The following is a 16,561-nucleotide window of genomic DNA, read 5'->3' on the forward strand; positions in this document are numbered from 1 at the left end:
GCCGCAAAACCAGACTCATAAAGAACCAATGACCACCGTCCCGAACGAAATCAACGCCGCCGCCGTCAAGAACAGTCCCACCGAAAAAGTCACGCCGATGATGGCGCAGTACCTGTCCATCAAGGCCGAGTACCCGGACATGCTGGTGTTCTACCGCATGGGCGATTTCTACGAGCTGTTCCATGCGGACGCGGAAAAGGCGGCGCGCGTGCTCGGTATCACGCTGACCGCGCGCGGTTCGGCGAATGGTCAACCGATCAAGATGTGCGGCGTGCCGTTCCATTCGCTCGAAGGCTATCTGGCCAAGCTGGTCAAGATCGGCGAATCCTGCGCCATCTGCGAACAGATCGGCGACCCGGCCACCAGCAAAGGTCCGGTCGAACGCAAGGTGATGCGCGTGGTCACGCCGGGCACGCTGACCGACGCCGACCTGCTGCCGGAAAAAGCCGAACGTCCGCTGCTGGCGATGTGCATCATCAGCCAGCGCAAGGTCGCCACCGCCGGCCTGGCGTGGCTGTCGCTGGCCAGCGGCGCGCTGAAGCTGATGGAGTTCTCCGGCGACAGCCGCACCGTCACCCAGCGCATGCTGCAGGAACTGGAGCGCATCGCGCCGGCCGAGATCCTGCGCGGCGACAACGCCGACCTGTTCGAGGAAAACCTGACCTGCCACGTCAACCGCGTGCCGGACTGGCATTTCGACGTGGTCAGCGGCCACAAGTCGCTGCTGGATCAACTGAGCGTGGCGACGCTGACCGGCTTCGGCGCCGACGGCCTGGGCGCGGCGTTCGGCGCGGCCGGCGCGCTGCTGCGCTACGCGCAGTCGACCCAGGGACGCGGCCTGCAACACGTGCGCACGCTGTCGACCGAAACCGAAAACGAATTCATCGGCCTCGACGCCGCCACCCGCCGCAACCTGGAACTGACCGAGACCATCCGCGGCCAGGAATCGCCGACGCTGTTCTCGCTGCTGGACCACTGCCGCACCGCCATGGGTTCGCGCCTGCTGCGCTACTGGCTGCACCACGCGCGCCGCGACCAGGCCGTGGCCCGTTCGCGCCACCAGGCCATCGCCGCGCTGGGCCATGCCGACGCCACCGGCGGCCTGGCCCACACGCTGGCGCAGGTGCCGGACATCGAACGCATCACCACCCGCATCGCGCTGCTGTCGGCGCGCCCGCGCGACCTGGCCAGCCTGCGCGACGGCCTGTCGCAGCTGCCCGCGCTGCGCCAGGGCATGGGCCGCGCCATCGGCGACGGCGACGGCCTGCTGGCCGCGATCCACGCCGACATCGCCACCCCGGCCGCCTGCCTCGACCTGCTGCAACGCGCCGTGGCGCCGGAACCGGCGACGATGGTGCGCGACGGCGGCGTATTCGCGCGCGGCTACGACGCGGAGCTCGACGAGCTGCGCGCGCTGTCGGAAAACGCCGGCCAGTTCCTGGTCGATCTCGAAACGCGCGAACGCGCCCGCACCGGCATCGCCAACCTGCGCGTCGAGTACAACAAGGTGCACGGCTTCTACATCGAAGTCACGCACGGCCAGACCACCAAGGTGCCGGACGACTACCGCCGCCGCCAGACGCTGAAGAACGCGGAGCGCTACATCACGCCGGAACTGAAGGCGTTCGAGGACAAGGCCCTGTCGGCGCAGGACCGCGCGCTGGCGCGGGAGAAGATGCTGTACGACCTGCTGCTGGGCGACCTGGCGCCGTACATCGGCACGCTGCAGACCATCTCGAAGGCGCTGGCGCAGCTGGACGCCCTGACCTCTCTGACCGAGCACGCGCTGCGCCACAACTGGTGCGCGCCGCAGCTGGTCGCGACGCCGTGCATCAACATCGTCGAAGGCCGCCACCCGGTGGTCGAGAACCAGATCGAGCGCTTCATCGCCAACGATTGCCGCTTCGTCGACGAGCGCCGCCTGCTGCTGATCACCGGCCCGAACATGGGTGGTAAATCGACCTTCATGCGCCAGGTGGCGCTGATCACGCTGCTGGCCTACATGGGCAGCTACGTGCCGGCGCAGAGCGCGGTGATCGGTCCTATCGACCGCGTCTTCACCCGCATCGGCGCGACCGACGACCTGGCCGGCGGCCGCTCCACCTTCATGGTGGAGATGACCGAGGCGGCGGCCATCCTCAACGGCGCCAGCGAGCATTCGCTGGTGCTGATGGATGAAATCGGCCGCGGCACGTCGACCTTCGACGGCCTGGCGCTGGCGTGGGCGATCGCGCGCCATCTGATCGACACCAGCCGCAGCTTCACCCTGTTCGCCACCCACTACTTCGAATTGACGCAGCTGCCGGAGAGCCATCCGACCGCGCACAATGTGCACCTGTCGGCGGTGGAGCACAAGGACAGCATCGTGTTCCTGCACGCGGTGCAGGACGGCCCGGCGTCGCAGAGCTACGGCTTGCAGGTGGCGCAGCTGGCCGGCGTACCGCAGCCGGTGATCAAGGCCGCGCGCAAGCACCTGGCGCGGCTGGAGGCGCAGGCGCTCGACGCGACGCCGCAACTGGACCTGTTCGCCGCGCCGTCCACCGACTCGGACGACGAGGAAGTCGCGCCGCCGGCCCCCGCCCCCGCCAGCCCGGCGTTGCGCGAGCTGCTCGACGCGCTCGACGACCTGGATCCGGACGCGCTGACCCCGCGCGAGGCGCTGGACCGCTTGTACCAGCTCAAACGCCTGACGGAGTCGGCGCAGGCATGATGCGCGCGCCGCGCTGCCGCCACGCCACGCCGCGCGCCGCCATGACGGCGGCGCGCGCTCTGGCGCGGCTGCTGGCGCCGTTCGCACCGTCGGCGTCATTGGCGTCATTGGTGTCATTGGTGTCGCTGGCCGCGCCGGTCACCGCGCACGCTGCGCAGCCGCCCTCCGCGCCGGCGCCGCGCGCCTTCCAGTTCGTCGTCATCGGCCACGCCTTCAAGGCGGCGGCGAATGAAGCGGTGCTCAAGCGCGCCATCGCCGACACGGCGCAAACCGATCCCGCCTTCATCGTCGCCACCGGCATCAAGGCCGCCGCCGAACCTTGCAGCGACAGGCTGTACGCCCAGCGCCGCGAGCTGCTGAACGACTCGGCCCATCCGCTGATCGTCTCGCTGGCCGGCAGCGACTGGAGCGCCTGCCTCAACTCGGCCGGCCGCTCCAACGCCATCGAACGCCTGAACCGCCTGCGCGAACTGTTCTACGGCGACGGCGAATCGCTGGGCGCGCGCCGCATCCCGCTGACGCGCCTGTCGTCCACCGCCAAGTTCCGCAGCTACGCGGAGAACGCACACTGGGAATACGGCAAGGTGCTGTTCGCCACCGTGAATCTGCCGTCGAATAACAACCACTACCGCCCCGAAGCTGGCCGCAATAGCGAGTACGAGGACCGCCTGGTGGCCAACCGCGCCTGGCTGCACCGCCTGTTCACGCTGGCGGCGCGGCAGAAGCTGCAGGGACTGGTGCTGTTCTCGGACGGCGATGTCGGATTGCAGGCGAACGAAGGCTTCTCGCTGCTGCCGAGTTTTCAATCGAAACAGGACGGCTTCGCCGAACCGCGCCGGCAGATCCAGGCGATGGCGGAAAAATACAAGGGGAAGGTGCTGCTGATCGATGCGCAAACCAGCGCGGCATCCGCCGGCGCAGGCGGCGCCGAACCGGCCATTCACTGGCGCGGCAACGTCGGGCATCTGAGCCTCGGCGCCGAATGGGCCGAGGTGCGCGTCGCGCCGGGCGCCGCCACCCTGTTCACGCTCAAGGGCGGCGGCGCCGACGCGACGCAGTAACGCTGAACCGACTTAGTGGATCGGGTGGATGGCGACGTGGTCGCCCTCTTCGCCTTCGTCGTCCTCGTCACCATGGTGACCGTGGGCGCCGTGCACGTGGCCGTGGGCGATTTCCTCGTCCGACGCTTCGCGCACTTCGGCGACGCTCAGCGAGAAACGCAGCGCCATGCCGGCCAGCGGATGGTTGCCGTCCAGAACGACTTTGTCGTCGGCGATATCGGTGACGGTGAAGATCATCGCTTCGTCGCCTTCGTCGCCGTCGGGCATGCCTTCGAACTGCATGCCGACTTCCAGCGGCTCCGGCAGGCGGTTGCGCGGCTCGACCTTGACCAGCGCGGCGTCGTAGTCGCCGAACGCGTCTTCCGGTTCGATCTGGATGGTCGACGAATAACCGACTTCCTTGCCGTCCAGTTCTTCTTCGATTTTTGGCAGCGTGTTCTCGTAGCCGCCGTGCAGATAGACCATCGGTTGACGGCCGTCTTCGATCAGATTGTCCTGGGCATCGGACAGTTTGTAATTCACAGTCACGACCGTGTTCTTGGCAATCTTCATGTTAAATTCCTTTCTTTGGTAACCCCCGGATTATACCTTGTATCCCAAACCGGCTCCGGCGGGCGCCGCATAAGGATATAGCAATTGATTCTGTAGCCGGCGCCCCGCTGGGCCTACAATGGCCGCATGCATCCCGCCGTCTCCGACAAACTCGCCCAATGGCTGCTTGGCAGCATCCAGCTGGACGCCGCCGCCATGCACGTGGGCCGCTATTGCGGCCCGTGGCGGGTCTCGACCGCCGGCCAGGCGCGGGCCAGCTTCCACCTGGTGCTGGCCGGCGCCTGCTACCTGCACATCGACGGCCAGCCGCCGCTGCGGCTGCACGCGCGCGACGGCGTGTTCCTGATGAGCGATGTGCCGCACTTCCTCAGCGCCTCGCCCGATCCGGCGGCGCCGGTGGAACGCCGCACCATGCTGCCGCTGGGCGATGCGGCGCCGCACGATCAGGTCGACGGCGCCGGCCTGGCCTGCGGCTTTTTCCGCTTCAGCGGCGCCCTCAGCCCGCTGCTGATCGGTTCCTTTCCCGACTACCTGGTCTGCCGCAGCGGCGACGCCGCCCTGGGCCACAGCGCCGCGCTGTTCGACATGATCCTGGCCGAAGCCGGCGGCGATCCGGAACGGCCGTCGCCGTTGATCGCGCGCCTGGTGGAGCTGCTGTTTTTCTACCTGATCCGCCACGCCGGGCAGCAACAGGCCTTGACCGCCGGCTTGCTGGCGCTGGCGCAGCGCGGTGAGTTCATTTCGCTGCTCGACGAGATGCTGCGCAGCCCCGGCGAGGATTGGAGCATCGCCCGCATGGCCGACGCCGCGCACATGTCGCGCGCCGCCTTCTGCAAGCATTTCACCGGCGCCGGCGGGGTCACGCCGGCGCAATTCCTGCTGCACCTGCGCATGCGGCTGGCGACCCAGCGCCTCAACGCCGGCGACTCGGTCGAACAGGCGGCGAGCCACGTCGGCTACCAGTCGCACGCCGCGTTCAGCCGCGCCTTCAAGCGCATCGTCGGCGAGCAGCCGGGCGCTTACCGCCGGCAGTCGCGCGCGGCCGCATAAAAAGACGTTTGAACAAAAATCGACGACGTTCGGGCATGGCGGCCCAGGCGGCGGGGCCGGATAATGCGTCATCATCGTTCACGAAAGACCGACATGTCCCGTCTCACCCTGCACACGCTCGACACCGCGCCGGCCGACAGCCGCCCTTACGTTGAAAAGGCGATCGCCAACAACGGCTTCCTGCCCAACCTGATCGGCGTGCTGGCGAATGCGCCGCAGGCGCTGGAAACCTACCTGACCGTCTCGGGCATCAACGCCCGCACCAGCCTGACGCTGATCGAACGCGAAGTGGTGCAGATCGCCGCCGCGCGCATCCACGGCTGCGACTTCTGTGTCGCCGGCCATTCCGCCGTCGCGCTGAAGAAAGCCGGCCAGCCGGCCGAGATCGTGCGCGCGCTGCAGTCCGGCGCGGACACCGGCGACGCCAGGCTGGACGCGGTCGCGCATTTCGCCGCCGCCGTCATCACTCATCGCGGCGCGGTCGGCGACGCCGAGCTGCAAGCCTTCCTCGACGCCGGCTACAACCAGCAGCAGGCGCTGGAGGTGGTGCTGGGCATCAGCCTGGCGACGCTGTGCAACTTCGCCAACAGCCTGGCCGGCACGCCGGTCAATCCGCAGCTGCAACCCTACCTGCCCGGCGCGGTCTGAGATGGCTGCCCTGCACGAGTGGCTGGCCCTGCACGCCGACGATCTCGATCAATCGGAAGCGCTGGCCGATGAGGTGATGCCGGCGCTGGCGGCGGCCGGTTGCTTCGGCGCCGGCGTGCCTGCGGCGCTGGGTGGTGGTGGCGGCGATGTGCGTGACGCGATCCTCGGCATCGCCGACGTGGCGCGGCATTCGGTGACGGCGGCTTTTGTTTACTGGGGTCAGCGCAGCTTCATCGAGTACCTGCTGCAAAGCCCGAACGCGGCGCTGCGCGAGCGCCTGTTGCCGCAGCTGCTGGACGGTACGCTGGCCGGGGCCACCGGCCTGTCCAACGCGATGAAGTTCTTGTCCGGCATGGAGACGCTGCAAATCAACGCTACGCCGGCCGGCGACGGTTGGACCCTGGACGGCAAACTGGCCTGGGTCACCAATCTGCGGCCGCAACGCTTCGTCGCGGCGGCGGCGGTGGCGCCGGTCAACGGCGCGCCGCCGGCGGTGGTGGCCTTCGCCAGCGACGCTTCCGGCGTGCAGCGCAGCGCCAACCTGCAACTGATCGCGCTGCGCGGCAGCCACACCGCCGCCATCCGTCTGGAGCGGGTTGCGGCGGGCGCCGACAACATCATCAGCGCGCAGGCGCCGGACTGGTTGCCGCGGGTGCGTCCCGCCTTCCTGGGCATGCAGTGCGGGATGTCGATCGGCTTGGCGCAGGCCAGCCTGGAACAGGCGGCGCGGGTCGCCGCCAACGCGCGCGGCGAACAGCTGGTCGAACGCATCGCCGCCGCGCGGCAGACCCTGGCGGATCTGACGCAACAGCTTCTCGAGGGCGTGGCCGACGGCCGCTTCATCGCCGCCGCGCCGGCGCTGTTCCGCTTGCGCATCGCGCTGGCGGAGCTGGTGCAGCAGGCGCTGGCGCTGGAGCTGCAAGCCAAGGGCGGCCACGCCTACCTGGAGCAGGAGCAGGACGGCTTCGCGCGACGCTGGCGCGAATCGGCCTTCATCCCGGTGATCACGCCGAGCATCACGCAACTACAGGCGGCGCTGGCCAAGCACGCCGCGACGCCGGCATGACGCTCGCGCCCGCGAACGGGCCGGCAAGCAAGCAGGCGGCCATGACGACAGGCCAGCCAGCAGGCACGGCGACGCCCGAGGCGGCAGTGACAACGTCCGAGGCAGCGATGACGACGCTCGAGGCGGAGGTGACGACGTCCGAGGCACCGATGACGACGTCCGAAGCGGCGGTGGCGACGCCTGAGGCGGCGGTGGCGACGCCCGAGGCGGCGGTGGCGACGCCCGAGGCGGCGGTGACGGCGCCCGAGGCGGTGACGGCGCCCGAGGCGGCGACGGCGCCGCGCCAGCTGGCTGGCGGCGCGGCCGGCGTGGCGCCGCAGGGCTGGGCGCTGGACGCACGGGGGCTGGCGTTCGCCTACCCAGGCGCCGCGCCGACCTTCAGCGACATCACCTTGGCGGTGCGGCCGCGCGAGATCGTCGCGCTGCTGGGCGGCAGCGGCTGCGGCAAGTCCACGCTGCTGCGCGTGCTGGCCGGCCTGCAAGCCCCGTCCGCCGGCGACGTCCGTTTTCTCGGCGCACCGCTGACCGAACCGAGCCCGCGCAGCGCGCTGGTGTTCCAGCAAGCCAGCCTGCTGCCCTGGCTGAACGTGACCGCCAACGTCGGCTTCGGCCTCGACTTCGCGCGCCAGCCGAAGATCGCCCGCGACACCCACGCGCGCCGCGTGCGGGACGCGATCGCCGCCGTCGGCCTGGCTGGCAGCGAGAAGCGCTACCCCGCCGCGCTGTCGGGCGGCATGGCGCAGCGCGTGGCGCTGGCGCGCGCGCTGGCACGCGAACCCGAACTGCTGTTCGCCGACGAACCCTTCTCCGCGCTCGACGCCATCACCCGCGCCGAGATGCAAACCCTGTTGGTGGACGTGGTGCACCGCTGGCACAGCGCCGTACTGCTGGTCACCCACGACATCGACGAAGCCATGCTGGTCGCCGACCGCATCGTGCTGATGGGCGGCCGCCCCGGCCGCATCGTGCGCGAATGGACGCTCGACCTGCCGCAACCGCGCCTGGCCGACACCGCCGCACTGGGCGCGCTGCGACTAGACATCCTGGCCGCGCTGCACGACCAGCGCGCCATCCCCTCCTCTTCCTAGAAAGCCCGCCATGACCGACACCAGCAATCCGTATCACATCTGCGCCGCCTCCGACTGCGACTGCGGCATGACCCGGCGCGACTTCCTGCGCCTGTCCGCGCTCGGCACCGCCAGCGCCGCCGCACCGCTGCTGTTCGCCGGCGACGCCATGGCGCAACAAGGCCCGAAAGGCGACGACCAGCCAGTGAAGATCGGCTACCTGCCGATCACCGATGCCACACCGCTGCTGGTGGCGCACGGCCGCAAGCTGTTCGAGGCCGAGGGCCTGCAAGCCGAGACGCCGCGCCTGTTCCGCAGCTGGGCGCAGATCGTCGAAGCCTTCGTCTCCGGCCAGGTCAACGTGATCCACCTGCTGTCGCCGGCCACGCTGTCGGTGCGCTACGGCGCCAAGTTCCCGGCCAAGGTGGTGGCGTGGAACCACGTCAACGGCTCGGCGCTGACGGTAGCCAAGGAGATCAACAGCGTCGCCGACCTGGGCGGACGCAGCGTCGCGATCCCGTTCTGGTACTCGATCCACAACATCCTGCTGCAGCAGATCCTGGCCAAGAACGGCCTGTCGGTGGTCAGCAAGGGTCGCGAAGGCAGCATCGGGCCGAAGGAAGTCAACCTGGTGGTGCTGGCGCCGGCCGAGATGGTGTCGGCACTGGCCAGCAAGTCGATCGCCGGCTTCATCGTCGCCGAGCCGTTCAACGCGCTGGCCGAGACCAACGGCGTCGGCAAAGTGCTGCGTTTCTCCGGCGACGTCTGGAAAAACCACGCCTGCTGCGTGACCTTCCTGTCGGAGCGCGACATCACCACCCGTCCGGAATGGGCGCAGCGCGTCACCAACGCCATCGTCAAGGCGCAGCTGTGGACCCGCTCCAACCAGATCGACACCGCGCGCCTGCTGTCCAGCAGCGACGCCCACCGCTACACGCCGCACGCATTGCAGGTGCTGTCGAAGGTGCTGACCGTGACCGACTACGCCGACTACGAAAAGACCGGCATCATCGCGCACAAGGATTGGAACCAGCGCCGCATCGACTTCCAGCCCTTCCCGTTCGCCTCGTACACCGAACAGATGATCCGCGCGCTGAAAACCACCCGGCTCGAAGGCGACACCGGCTTCCTGCAGAAACTCGATCCGGCCGCCACCGCGCGCGACCTGGTCGACGACCGCTTCGTGCGCAAGGCCATCGCCGCCGTGGGCGGGCCGTCGGTGTTCGGTCTGCCGGCCAGCCTGACCCGCAGCGAAGTGCTGGCGGTCTGACGGTGGCCGGTCGCATCGATGCGTTGAACGCGCGCCTGCTGCTGCCGCTGGCCGGCTTCGCGGCGGCGCTGCTGCTGTGGCAAATGGGCGTGACGGCGCTGGAAAAGAACACGCCGATCGCCGCCGCCTTCGCGCCGCTGGAAGCCGGCCGCGCGCTGCTGCACTTGCTGCAAGGGCCGGACATCTGGCGCGACATCGGCCTGAGTCTGCGCCGCGTCGGCTACGGCCTGGCGGCGGCGGTGGCGCTCGGCGTGCCGCTGGGCGTGCTGGTAGGCAGCTCGCGGCGTTTCGCGGCGGCGCTGATGCCGTTGTTCCAGCTGCTGCGCATGGTGTCGCCGCTGTCGTGGATGCCGTTGGCGGTGATGACGCTGGGCGTCGGCGACGCGCCGGTGTACTTCCTGTTGGCCTTCGCGGCGGTCTGGCCGATCCTGCTCAACACCGCCACCGGCGTGGCGCGGCTGGATCCGAACTGGCTGCTGCTGGCGCGCAGCCTGTCGGCCACGCGCGCCGAGACGGTGCTGCGCGTGGTCCTGCCCGGCATCACCGCCGACATCCTGACCGGGGTGCGGCTGGCGATCGGCATCATCTGGATCGTGCTGGTGCCGGCCGAGATGCTGGGGGTGTCGGCCGGCCTGGGCTATTTCATCCTCGACGCGCGCGACCGGTTGGCGTACAACGAGCTGATGGCGGCGATCGTGCTGATCGGCATACTCGGCTTCATGCTGGACTGGCTGGCCCGCGCCGCCCATGCGCGCTGGCTGCATGTACGCTAGCAGCACCCCGCACGGCGATCCGCTGCGAAGTCTTCCCCCGCACGGCGATCCGCTGCGGGGTCGGACCCCGCATGGGGTCCGACCCCTCTATCGCTTGGGGGTGAAGGTTATAATGGCGTATGAAAAAATTACCGCTCCTCGGCGACATCACGCCGGCGCAGTTCTTGCGCGACTACTGGCACAAAAAGCCACTGCTCATCCGTAACGCCATCCCCGGCTTCAAGCCGCTGCTCAGCCTTGAAGCGCTGACCAAGCTGGCCGCCACCAACCACGCCGAATCGCGCCTGATCACCTCGGTCGACGGCGAGTGGAACATGCAGCACGGCCCGCTGGAAAACCTGCCGCCGCCGGACCAGAAAGCATGGACCATGCTGGTCCAGGGCGTCAACCTGTTCGACGCCAAAGCCGACGACCTGCTGCGCCAGTTCCGCTTCATCCCGGACGCGCGCCTGGACGACCTGATGGTCAGCTTCGCCACCGACGGCGGCGGCGTCGGCCCGCACTTCGATTCCTACGACGTGTTCCTGCTGCAGGCGCAGGGCCAGCGCCGCTGGCAAATCGGCCCGCAAAACGACCTGAGCCTGGTCGAAGGCATGCCGCTGAAAATCCTGGCCAACTTCAAGCCGAACGAGGAGTTCGTGCTGAACCCGGGCGACATGCTGTACCTGCCGCCGCACTACGCGCACGACGGCGTCGCCATCGGCGATTGCCAGACCTATTCGATCGGCTTCCGCTCGCCGTCCTACCAGGAATTGGGCGAGAACTTCCTGCAATTCATGGCCGACTCGATCGACCTGCCGGGCCGCTACGCCGATCCGGAGCTGGAGGCGACCGCCAAGCCGGCCGAGATCCCGCGCCACATGCTGACCGAGCTGACCGAGGAATTGAACAAGGTCCGTTTCACCGAGGAGGACATCACCATCTTCTTCGGCGAATACATGTCGACGCCGAAGCACAATGTGTTTTTCACCGGCCCTGCCAAACCGCTAACGGTGGGCAAGTTCGGCGAAGCGGCCGCCAAAAAAGGCCTGTCGCTGTCGCGCAAGTCGCAGATGCTGTACCGCGGCAAAAACGTCTTCATCAACGGCGAATCGTTCGGCATCGGCCGCGCCGACAAGGTCACGCTGGAGCTGCTGGCCAACAACCGCCGCCTCGAAGGCGCCGAGCTGGCCTCGGCGTCGGACGACGTGCTGGAAGCGTTGTATACGTGGTATCAGGACGGCTGGATCGAGCTGGGCTAACGCACAACGGGAGGCGGCATGGAGAAGCAAGTATTTCCCTTCACCACCAGGACCGAGTTCGTCGGACACCTGGCCGACTGCCTGGGCCGCGCCCGGCACACGCTGCAGCTGTTCGATCCCGACTTCGCCAGCTGGGAATTGGGCAGCAGCGCCAACGATGCATTGCTGCGCCGCTTCCTCAAGGACGGCGGCCGGCTGCAACTGGTCGCGCACGATGGCCGCCAGATGGAACGGGACGCGCCGCGTTTCCTGCGCCTGCTGAAAGACTACGGCCATTTGATCGACGTGCGCCGCACCAGCCAGCAGTTGCGCCAGCTCACCGATTCCTTCTGCATCGGCGACCAGCGCGACATCGTGCGCCGTTTTCACTCCGATCATTTCCGTGGGGAAGCGGTTTTCGATTGCCCCGCAGATACTCAGACAAGTCTGGAACGTTTTATTACAATTTGGAGCGAATCCGGACCCGGATTGTATGCAAACTCAACCGGATTATGAGTCAGTTGGGGGTAGAATGCGGGTGTTCGATGCGAACACTGGTGAGGGTGCGGACCCGCTGGAACGGGGTCTAAACCGAAATGTTGCGATATCGCAAAATAGTTGTGCGAACGGCTCTTTGTCCTATTGCGATGCACTAAAAATCGCTATAATATTCGGTTAGGAAGTTTCCGTTGTCTGGCAGGCACCATTTTCGGTACGAAAGCCTTCGAAGACGACCTAATGAGCGATAATTACCGGTAATTATTAATCGCAACAATCGTGTTTAATTTTGAATTAATTAAGGAAATCCCCATGAAAAAATCCCTGCTGATCGTTTCCCTGTTGGCTGTTGCTCTGGCTGCTTGCTCGAAAAAAGAAGAAACCGTTGTGACCCCAGCTCCAGTAGCTGCTCCAGAAGCTCCAGCAGCTGCTCCAGCACCTGCTCCAGCTCCAGCTGCTGACGCTGCTGCTCCAGCCGCTGCTCCAGCTGCTGACGCTGCTGCTCCAGCACCAGCTGCTTCGGCTCCTGCTGCTTCGAAGTAATCAGCTTGTGTGAAACCGGCCTACGGGCCGGTTTTTTTACGCCTATACGTTTTGAATAGGCATATAAAAAAACCGGCTTGCGCCGGTTTTGTTTATTACTTGAGCTGTTCGTGCAGCAAGGTCAGGATCTTATCGCCGACCGGACCCGCTTCCGCAGTACCGGTATTACTCAGGACAGTAACTGTGCTGCTGTTACCGGCGCCCGCTTTAACCGAAATACGATAGCGCTGCGCTTCCTTATCGGCTTCCGACGCCGAACCCCAGCTAAACAATTTGCCGAAGAAACCTTTGGTTTCGGTGACGTCGTCGATATAACGCACGAAGTAAATACCCTGGGTGCGATCGCGGTCCTCGACGGTGAAGCCGGCGCGGTCCAGCGCCAGGCCGACTCGGCGCCAGGCGCGGTCGAAGCCCTCGTCCACCTGCACCGCGCGCTCGGCGCCGGCGCCCACCAGCGACGCATGCTGCGGCTGCACGATGGCGCTGTCGACGGCGCTCTTGGCGACGGCGGTATCGGTCGGCGCACCGTTGCCCAGCTTGGTCATCAGACGCGCCAGGAATTCCGCTTCCAGGCCTGGGTCGTTGGGACGCGGCATCCAGGTGGTGGTTTCCTTCTGCGCGCCGGTGGCGACTTCCTGCGCGCCACGGTGGCTGATGTAGATCTCGCTGGCGCCGTCGGAACGACGCTCGATGCGGGTGCGGAACTTGTCGCGCTCGCCGCTGGAGTAGACCGAATCGAACACCTTGCCGATGGTGTTGCGGATGAAATCCATCGGGATCTTGGCGCGGTTTTCGTTCCACTCGGTTTCCATGATGCCGGCGGTCGGCAATTCCTGCGACAGCGTGAAACCGGAGTCTTCCCAGAACTGCTTCAGTTGCGGCCACAGCTGCTCCGGCGTCTGCTTCAGCACCAGCCAGCGCTGGTTGCCGTCGCGCTCGACCTTGATGTCGTTCATGCTGAGCGGCACCACGGTGCCGGCCGGCGGCTGGCCAGGGATGACGACGGTGGTGCCGGCGGCGCCGCCGACGCCCTTGGAGGCGTTGTAGCCGGAAGCGGTGGCCACGCCGTTGTTCGAATCAGGCAGCGAGTAGCGGTTATCTTTCTGCAATTGCGTCAGATCCGGCGGCACGTCCAGCGTGCTGGCCTTCTTGGCCGACTTGTAGTCCACCTTGTCGTTGCCGATGACCGAGCCGATCATGCCGCAACCGGTCAAACTGGCCGCCAATGCGCCAACCACCAGGGCGCGCTGCGAGGAAATAGAAGCTGTCTTGCGAATAGTCATGTCGTTACTGTTTAAGAAGCTGAAGTGCAGCAAAATATGATCCGAACCAGGTCGGGGCTTGTTGCTTGTGCTACGGGGTGTTTTACAGCGCGCCAGCTTCTCGCAGCGCCGCGCGGACCGCCTCGTGACAGTCGGCCGCCAGGGGAACCAGCGGCAGACGGATGCCGGCAGGCATCTTGCCCATTTCCGCCAGCGCCCATTTGACCGGGACCGGGTTGGGCTCGATGAACAGTTTCTGGTGCAGCGGGAACATCTTGTTGTTCAGCGCCAGCGCCGTGGCCAGATCGCCGGCGATCGCCGCCCGGCACATGTCGGCCATGGCGCGCGGGGTGACGTTGGCGGTCACCGAGATGTTGCCGGCGCCGCCGGCCAGCATCAAGGCCATCGCGGTCGGATCGTCGCCGGAGTAGACGGCGAACGACTTCGGCGCCAGGCGCAGCAGGTCGTAGCCGCGGCCGACGTTGCCGGTCGCGTCCTTGACGCCGACGATGTTCGGGATCGCGGCCAGGCGCAGGATGGTCTCGTTGCTCATGTCGGCGACGGTGCGACCCGGCACGTTGTACAGGATCACCGGCAGGTCCACCGCTTCGGCGATGGCCTTGAAGTGCTGGTACATGCCTTCCTGGGTAGGACGGTTGTAGTAGGGAACCACTTGCAGCGTAGCGTCGGCGCCCGCTTCCTTGGCGAAACGGGTCAGCTTGATCGCCTCGGCGGTCGAGTTGGCGCCGGCGCCGGCGATGATCGGGATGCGGCCCTTGGCATGGGCAACCGTCGCCTTGATCAGCGCACAGTGCTCTTCCACGCTGACGGTGGCCGATTCGCCGGTGGTGCCGGCGATGACGATGCTGTTCGTACCTTCGGCGATGTGCCAGTCGATCAGCTGATTCAGACCCTCGAAGTCCAGACTGCCGTCCGCGTGCATCGGGGTGACGATTGCTACTATGCTGCCCTTAATCATAGGAAACCACTGCATAAAGTATTAAAACAACGATTGTAGACGATAGGCCGCGCCAATGGTGCATTCCGGGCGACAAATCGGCGCTCAAAATGGGGGTAAAAGCGCGGCCACGCGCGGGAAATCCGGCTTCACGGCGCACAGTCGTTGCACCATGGCAGCTTTCGGGCTGTCAACGACACCATCCTCAAAGGCCACCACCCGCAGGCCCTGCTCGTGCGCCCATTCCAGCAGCTCGCCCGGCTGCAACAGAAACGCCGGATTCGACGGTTTGCCGAACTGCGCGTTGCCGTCGGCGAAGGTCTCGTAAATGAGCACGCCGTTGGGCGCCAGGCTGGTCAACATGTCGGCGATTAACGGACGATGCAGGTAGTTTGTGACCACGATGCCGGCGAATCGATCCGGACCGAAGGGCCAGGCGGCGCCCGCCTCCTCCAGGTCGATGGCGCTGGTACTGATGTCGGGGCCGGCGGCGGCGGCCAGCGCGGCCGGATCGCGGTCGACCGCGACCACCGCATGGCCCAGCGACGCCAGATGGCGCGAGTGGCGGCCGCTGCCGCAGGCCAGGTCCAGCACGGCGCCGCCGGGGATCAGCGGCGCATATCGGTTCACCCAAGGGGATATGGTATCGGTCATGGCGTTCTTTACTGAATTTTACGAGTAGGCCAGGCCCATCGCTTCGCGCACGTCGCGCATGGTTTCCAGCGCCAGCTTGCGCGCCGCGTCGTTGCCGTCGGCGACGATGGCGCGCACCAGCGACGGGTCGTCGAGATACTGCTGGGCGCGCTCGTGCATCGGCTCCTGTTCCTTGACGATGGCGTCGATCACCGGCTGCTTGCACTCGATGCAGCCGATGCCGGCCGACATGCAGCCCTTGACCACCCATTCCTGGGTCGGCGAATCGGAATACACCTGATGGAATTGCCAGACCGGGCAGCGCGCCGGGTCGCCGGGATCGGTGCGCCGCACGCGCGCCGGGTCGGTCGGCATCGTTCGGATCTTCCTGGCGACCGACTCCTTGTCCTCGCGCAGGGCGATGGCGTTGCCGTAGCTCTTGGACATCTTGCGCCCGTCCAGGCCGGGCAGGCGCGATGCCGCCGTCAGCCGCGCCTGCGGTTCGACCAGGATCAGCTTGCGGCTGCCTTCGAGGTAGCCGAACAGGCGTTCGCGGTCGCCCAGCGACAGGCTTTGCGCGTCGTCCAGCATCGCCTTGGCCTGTTCCAGCGCTTCTTCCTTGCCGTTTTGCTGGTAGTCGGTGCGCAGTTCGTTGTACAGCTTGGCACGCTTGCTGCCGAGCTTTTTCACCGCCAGCTGCGCCTTCTCCTCGAAGCCGCGTTCCTTGCCGTACAGATGGTTAAAGCGGCGCGCGATTTCGCGCATCATCTCGATATGCGGCACCTGGTCCTCGCCGACCGGCACCTGGCTGGCGCGGTAGATCAGCACGTCGGCCGCCTGCAGCAGCGGGTAGCCGAGGAAGCCGTAGGTCGACAAGTCTTTGCTGGACAGGTTCTCGATCTGGTCCTTGTAGGTCGGCACCCGTTCCAGCCAGCCCAGCGGCGTGGCCATCGACAGCAGCAGGTGCAGCTCGGCGTGCTCCGGCACGCGCGACTGGATGAACAGTGTCGACTGCGCCGGATCGATGCCGGCGGCCAGCCAGTCGATCAGCATTTCCCAGGTGCTGCGTTCGATCACGGTCGGGTCGTCGTAGTGCGTGGTCAGCGCATGCCAGTCGGCCACGAAGAACAGGCTGGGCAATTCGGATTGCAGTTTGATCCAGTTCCTCAGGGCGCCGTGATAGTGGCCCAGATGCATGGAACCGGTGGGGCGCATGCCGGAGACGACGCGATCGGGATACATGGCTCAGC

Annotated in this window: 16 protein-coding genes; 11 read left to right on the forward strand and 5 right to left on the reverse strand. The window is 66.7% G+C overall.

From position 1 onward, the window contains the following. Nucleotides 1-28 precede the first annotated feature (28 nt). Both mutS and GW587_RS08075 read left to right on the forward strand, forming a co-directional pair. A complete protein-coding gene (gene mutS, locus GW587_RS08070) occupies nucleotides 29-2,710 on the forward strand; it encodes a DNA mismatch repair protein MutS (protein ID WP_166100857.1) in 2,682 nt (893 codons plus the stop codon). Further along, complete coding sequence (locus tag GW587_RS08075) at nucleotides 2,707-3,771, forward strand: hypothetical protein (protein WP_229259351.1); 1,065 nt, start codon at nucleotides 2,707-2,709, stop codon at nucleotides 3,769-3,771. Before mutS ends, GW587_RS08075 begins: the two co-directional genes overlap by 4 nt. Nucleotides 3,772-3,783: 12 nt before the next feature. Here the strand turns inward: GW587_RS08075 and GW587_RS08080 are convergent, their stop codons facing one another. Further along, nucleotides 3,784-4,323 (reverse strand): FKBP-type peptidyl-prolyl cis-trans isomerase, encoded by a 540-nt coding sequence (locus GW587_RS08080; RefSeq protein WP_166100860.1) that lies wholly within the window; start codon nucleotides 4,321-4,323, stop codon nucleotides 3,784-3,786. A gap of 126 nt (nucleotides 4,324-4,449) precedes the next feature. Between GW587_RS08080 and GW587_RS08085 the strand changes: the two genes are divergently transcribed. The 9 genes from GW587_RS08085 (at nucleotide 4,450) to GW587_RS31230 (ending at nucleotide 12,458) form a co-directional block, all read left to right on the forward strand. Continuing rightward, the gene (locus GW587_RS08085) at nucleotides 4,450-5,373 is read left to right on the forward strand and encodes an AraC family transcriptional regulator (RefSeq protein ID WP_166100862.1); all 924 of its coding nucleotides are present in this window, start codon (nucleotides 4,450-4,452) and stop codon (nucleotides 5,371-5,373) included. A 93-nt stretch (nucleotides 5,374-5,466) separates the two neighbouring features. Further along, the gene (locus GW587_RS08090) at nucleotides 5,467-6,021 is read left to right on the forward strand and encodes a carboxymuconolactone decarboxylase family protein (protein WP_166100864.1); all 555 of its coding nucleotides are present in this window, start codon (nucleotides 5,467-5,469) and stop codon (nucleotides 6,019-6,021) included. Nucleotide 6,022: 1 nt separating this feature from the next. Next, nucleotides 6,023-7,087, forward strand: a complete 1,065-nt coding sequence (locus GW587_RS08095; RefSeq protein WP_166100867.1) for an acyl-CoA dehydrogenase family protein — start codon at nucleotides 6,023-6,025, stop codon at nucleotides 7,085-7,087. 287 nt (nucleotides 7,088-7,374) lie between these two features. Beyond that, nucleotides 7,375-8,175 (forward strand): ABC transporter ATP-binding protein, encoded by an 801-nt coding sequence (locus GW587_RS08100; RefSeq protein ID WP_166101589.1) that lies wholly within the window; start codon nucleotides 7,375-7,377, stop codon nucleotides 8,173-8,175. Between the two features lie 10 nt (nucleotides 8,176-8,185). Beyond that, complete coding sequence (locus GW587_RS08105) at nucleotides 8,186-9,424, forward strand: ABC transporter substrate-binding protein (protein WP_166100869.1); 1,239 nt, start codon at nucleotides 8,186-8,188, stop codon at nucleotides 9,422-9,424. A gap of 83 nt (nucleotides 9,425-9,507) precedes the next feature. After that, nucleotides 9,508-10,197, forward strand: a complete 690-nt coding sequence (locus GW587_RS08110; RefSeq protein ID WP_166101592.1) for an ABC transporter permease — start codon at nucleotides 9,508-9,510, stop codon at nucleotides 10,195-10,197. A gap of 119 nt (nucleotides 10,198-10,316) precedes the next feature. Beyond that, entirely contained in the window at nucleotides 10,317-11,438 is a 1,122-nt protein-coding gene (locus GW587_RS08115; RefSeq protein ID WP_166100871.1) for a cupin domain-containing protein, read from the forward strand. 18 nt (nucleotides 11,439-11,456) lie between these two features. Further along, nucleotides 11,457-11,933 carry a DUF7931 domain-containing protein gene (locus GW587_RS08120; RefSeq protein ID WP_166100873.1) on the forward strand — a complete coding sequence of 159 codons (477 nt, stop codon included), beginning with the start codon at nucleotides 11,457-11,459 and terminating at the stop codon, nucleotides 11,931-11,933. A 294-nt stretch (nucleotides 11,934-12,227) separates the two neighbouring features. After that, complete coding sequence (locus GW587_RS31230; RefSeq protein ID WP_166101595.1) at nucleotides 12,228-12,458, forward strand: hypothetical protein; 231 nt, start codon at nucleotides 12,228-12,230, stop codon at nucleotides 12,456-12,458. 95 nt (nucleotides 12,459-12,553) lie between these two features. Here the strand turns inward: GW587_RS31230 and bamC are convergent, their stop codons facing one another. The 4 genes from bamC to GW587_RS08145 all read right to left on the reverse strand — a co-directional run bounded on the left by bamC (nucleotide 12,554) and on the right by GW587_RS08145 (nucleotide 16,553). Further along, nucleotides 12,554-13,741 (reverse strand): NlpB/DapX family lipoprotein, encoded by a 1,188-nt coding sequence (gene bamC, locus GW587_RS08130; RefSeq protein ID WP_166100876.1) that lies wholly within the window; start codon nucleotides 13,739-13,741, stop codon nucleotides 12,554-12,556. Between the two features lie 82 nt (nucleotides 13,742-13,823). Continuing rightward, the gene (gene dapA, locus GW587_RS08135; RefSeq protein WP_166100878.1) at nucleotides 13,824-14,699 is read right to left on the reverse strand and encodes a 4-hydroxy-tetrahydrodipicolinate synthase; all 876 of its coding nucleotides are present in this window, start codon (nucleotides 14,697-14,699) and stop codon (nucleotides 13,824-13,826) included. Nucleotides 14,700-14,783: 84 nt separating this feature from the next. Beyond that, nucleotides 14,784-15,332 carry a class I SAM-dependent methyltransferase gene (locus GW587_RS08140; RefSeq protein WP_166100881.1) on the reverse strand — a complete coding sequence of 183 codons (549 nt, stop codon included), beginning with the start codon at nucleotides 15,330-15,332 and terminating at the stop codon, nucleotides 14,784-14,786. Nucleotides 15,333-15,350: 18 nt separating this feature from the next. After that, nucleotides 15,351-16,553 carry a tryptophan--tRNA ligase gene (locus GW587_RS08145; RefSeq protein ID WP_166100883.1) on the reverse strand — a complete coding sequence of 401 codons (1,203 nt, stop codon included), beginning with the start codon at nucleotides 16,551-16,553 and terminating at the stop codon, nucleotides 15,351-15,353. Nucleotides 16,554-16,561: the final 8 nt, after the last annotated feature.

The sequence above is a fragment of the Duganella aceris genome (assembly GCF_011090165.1).
Taxonomy (GTDB): Bacteria; Pseudomonadota; Gammaproteobacteria; order Burkholderiales; family Burkholderiaceae_D; genus Rugamonas; species Rugamonas aceris.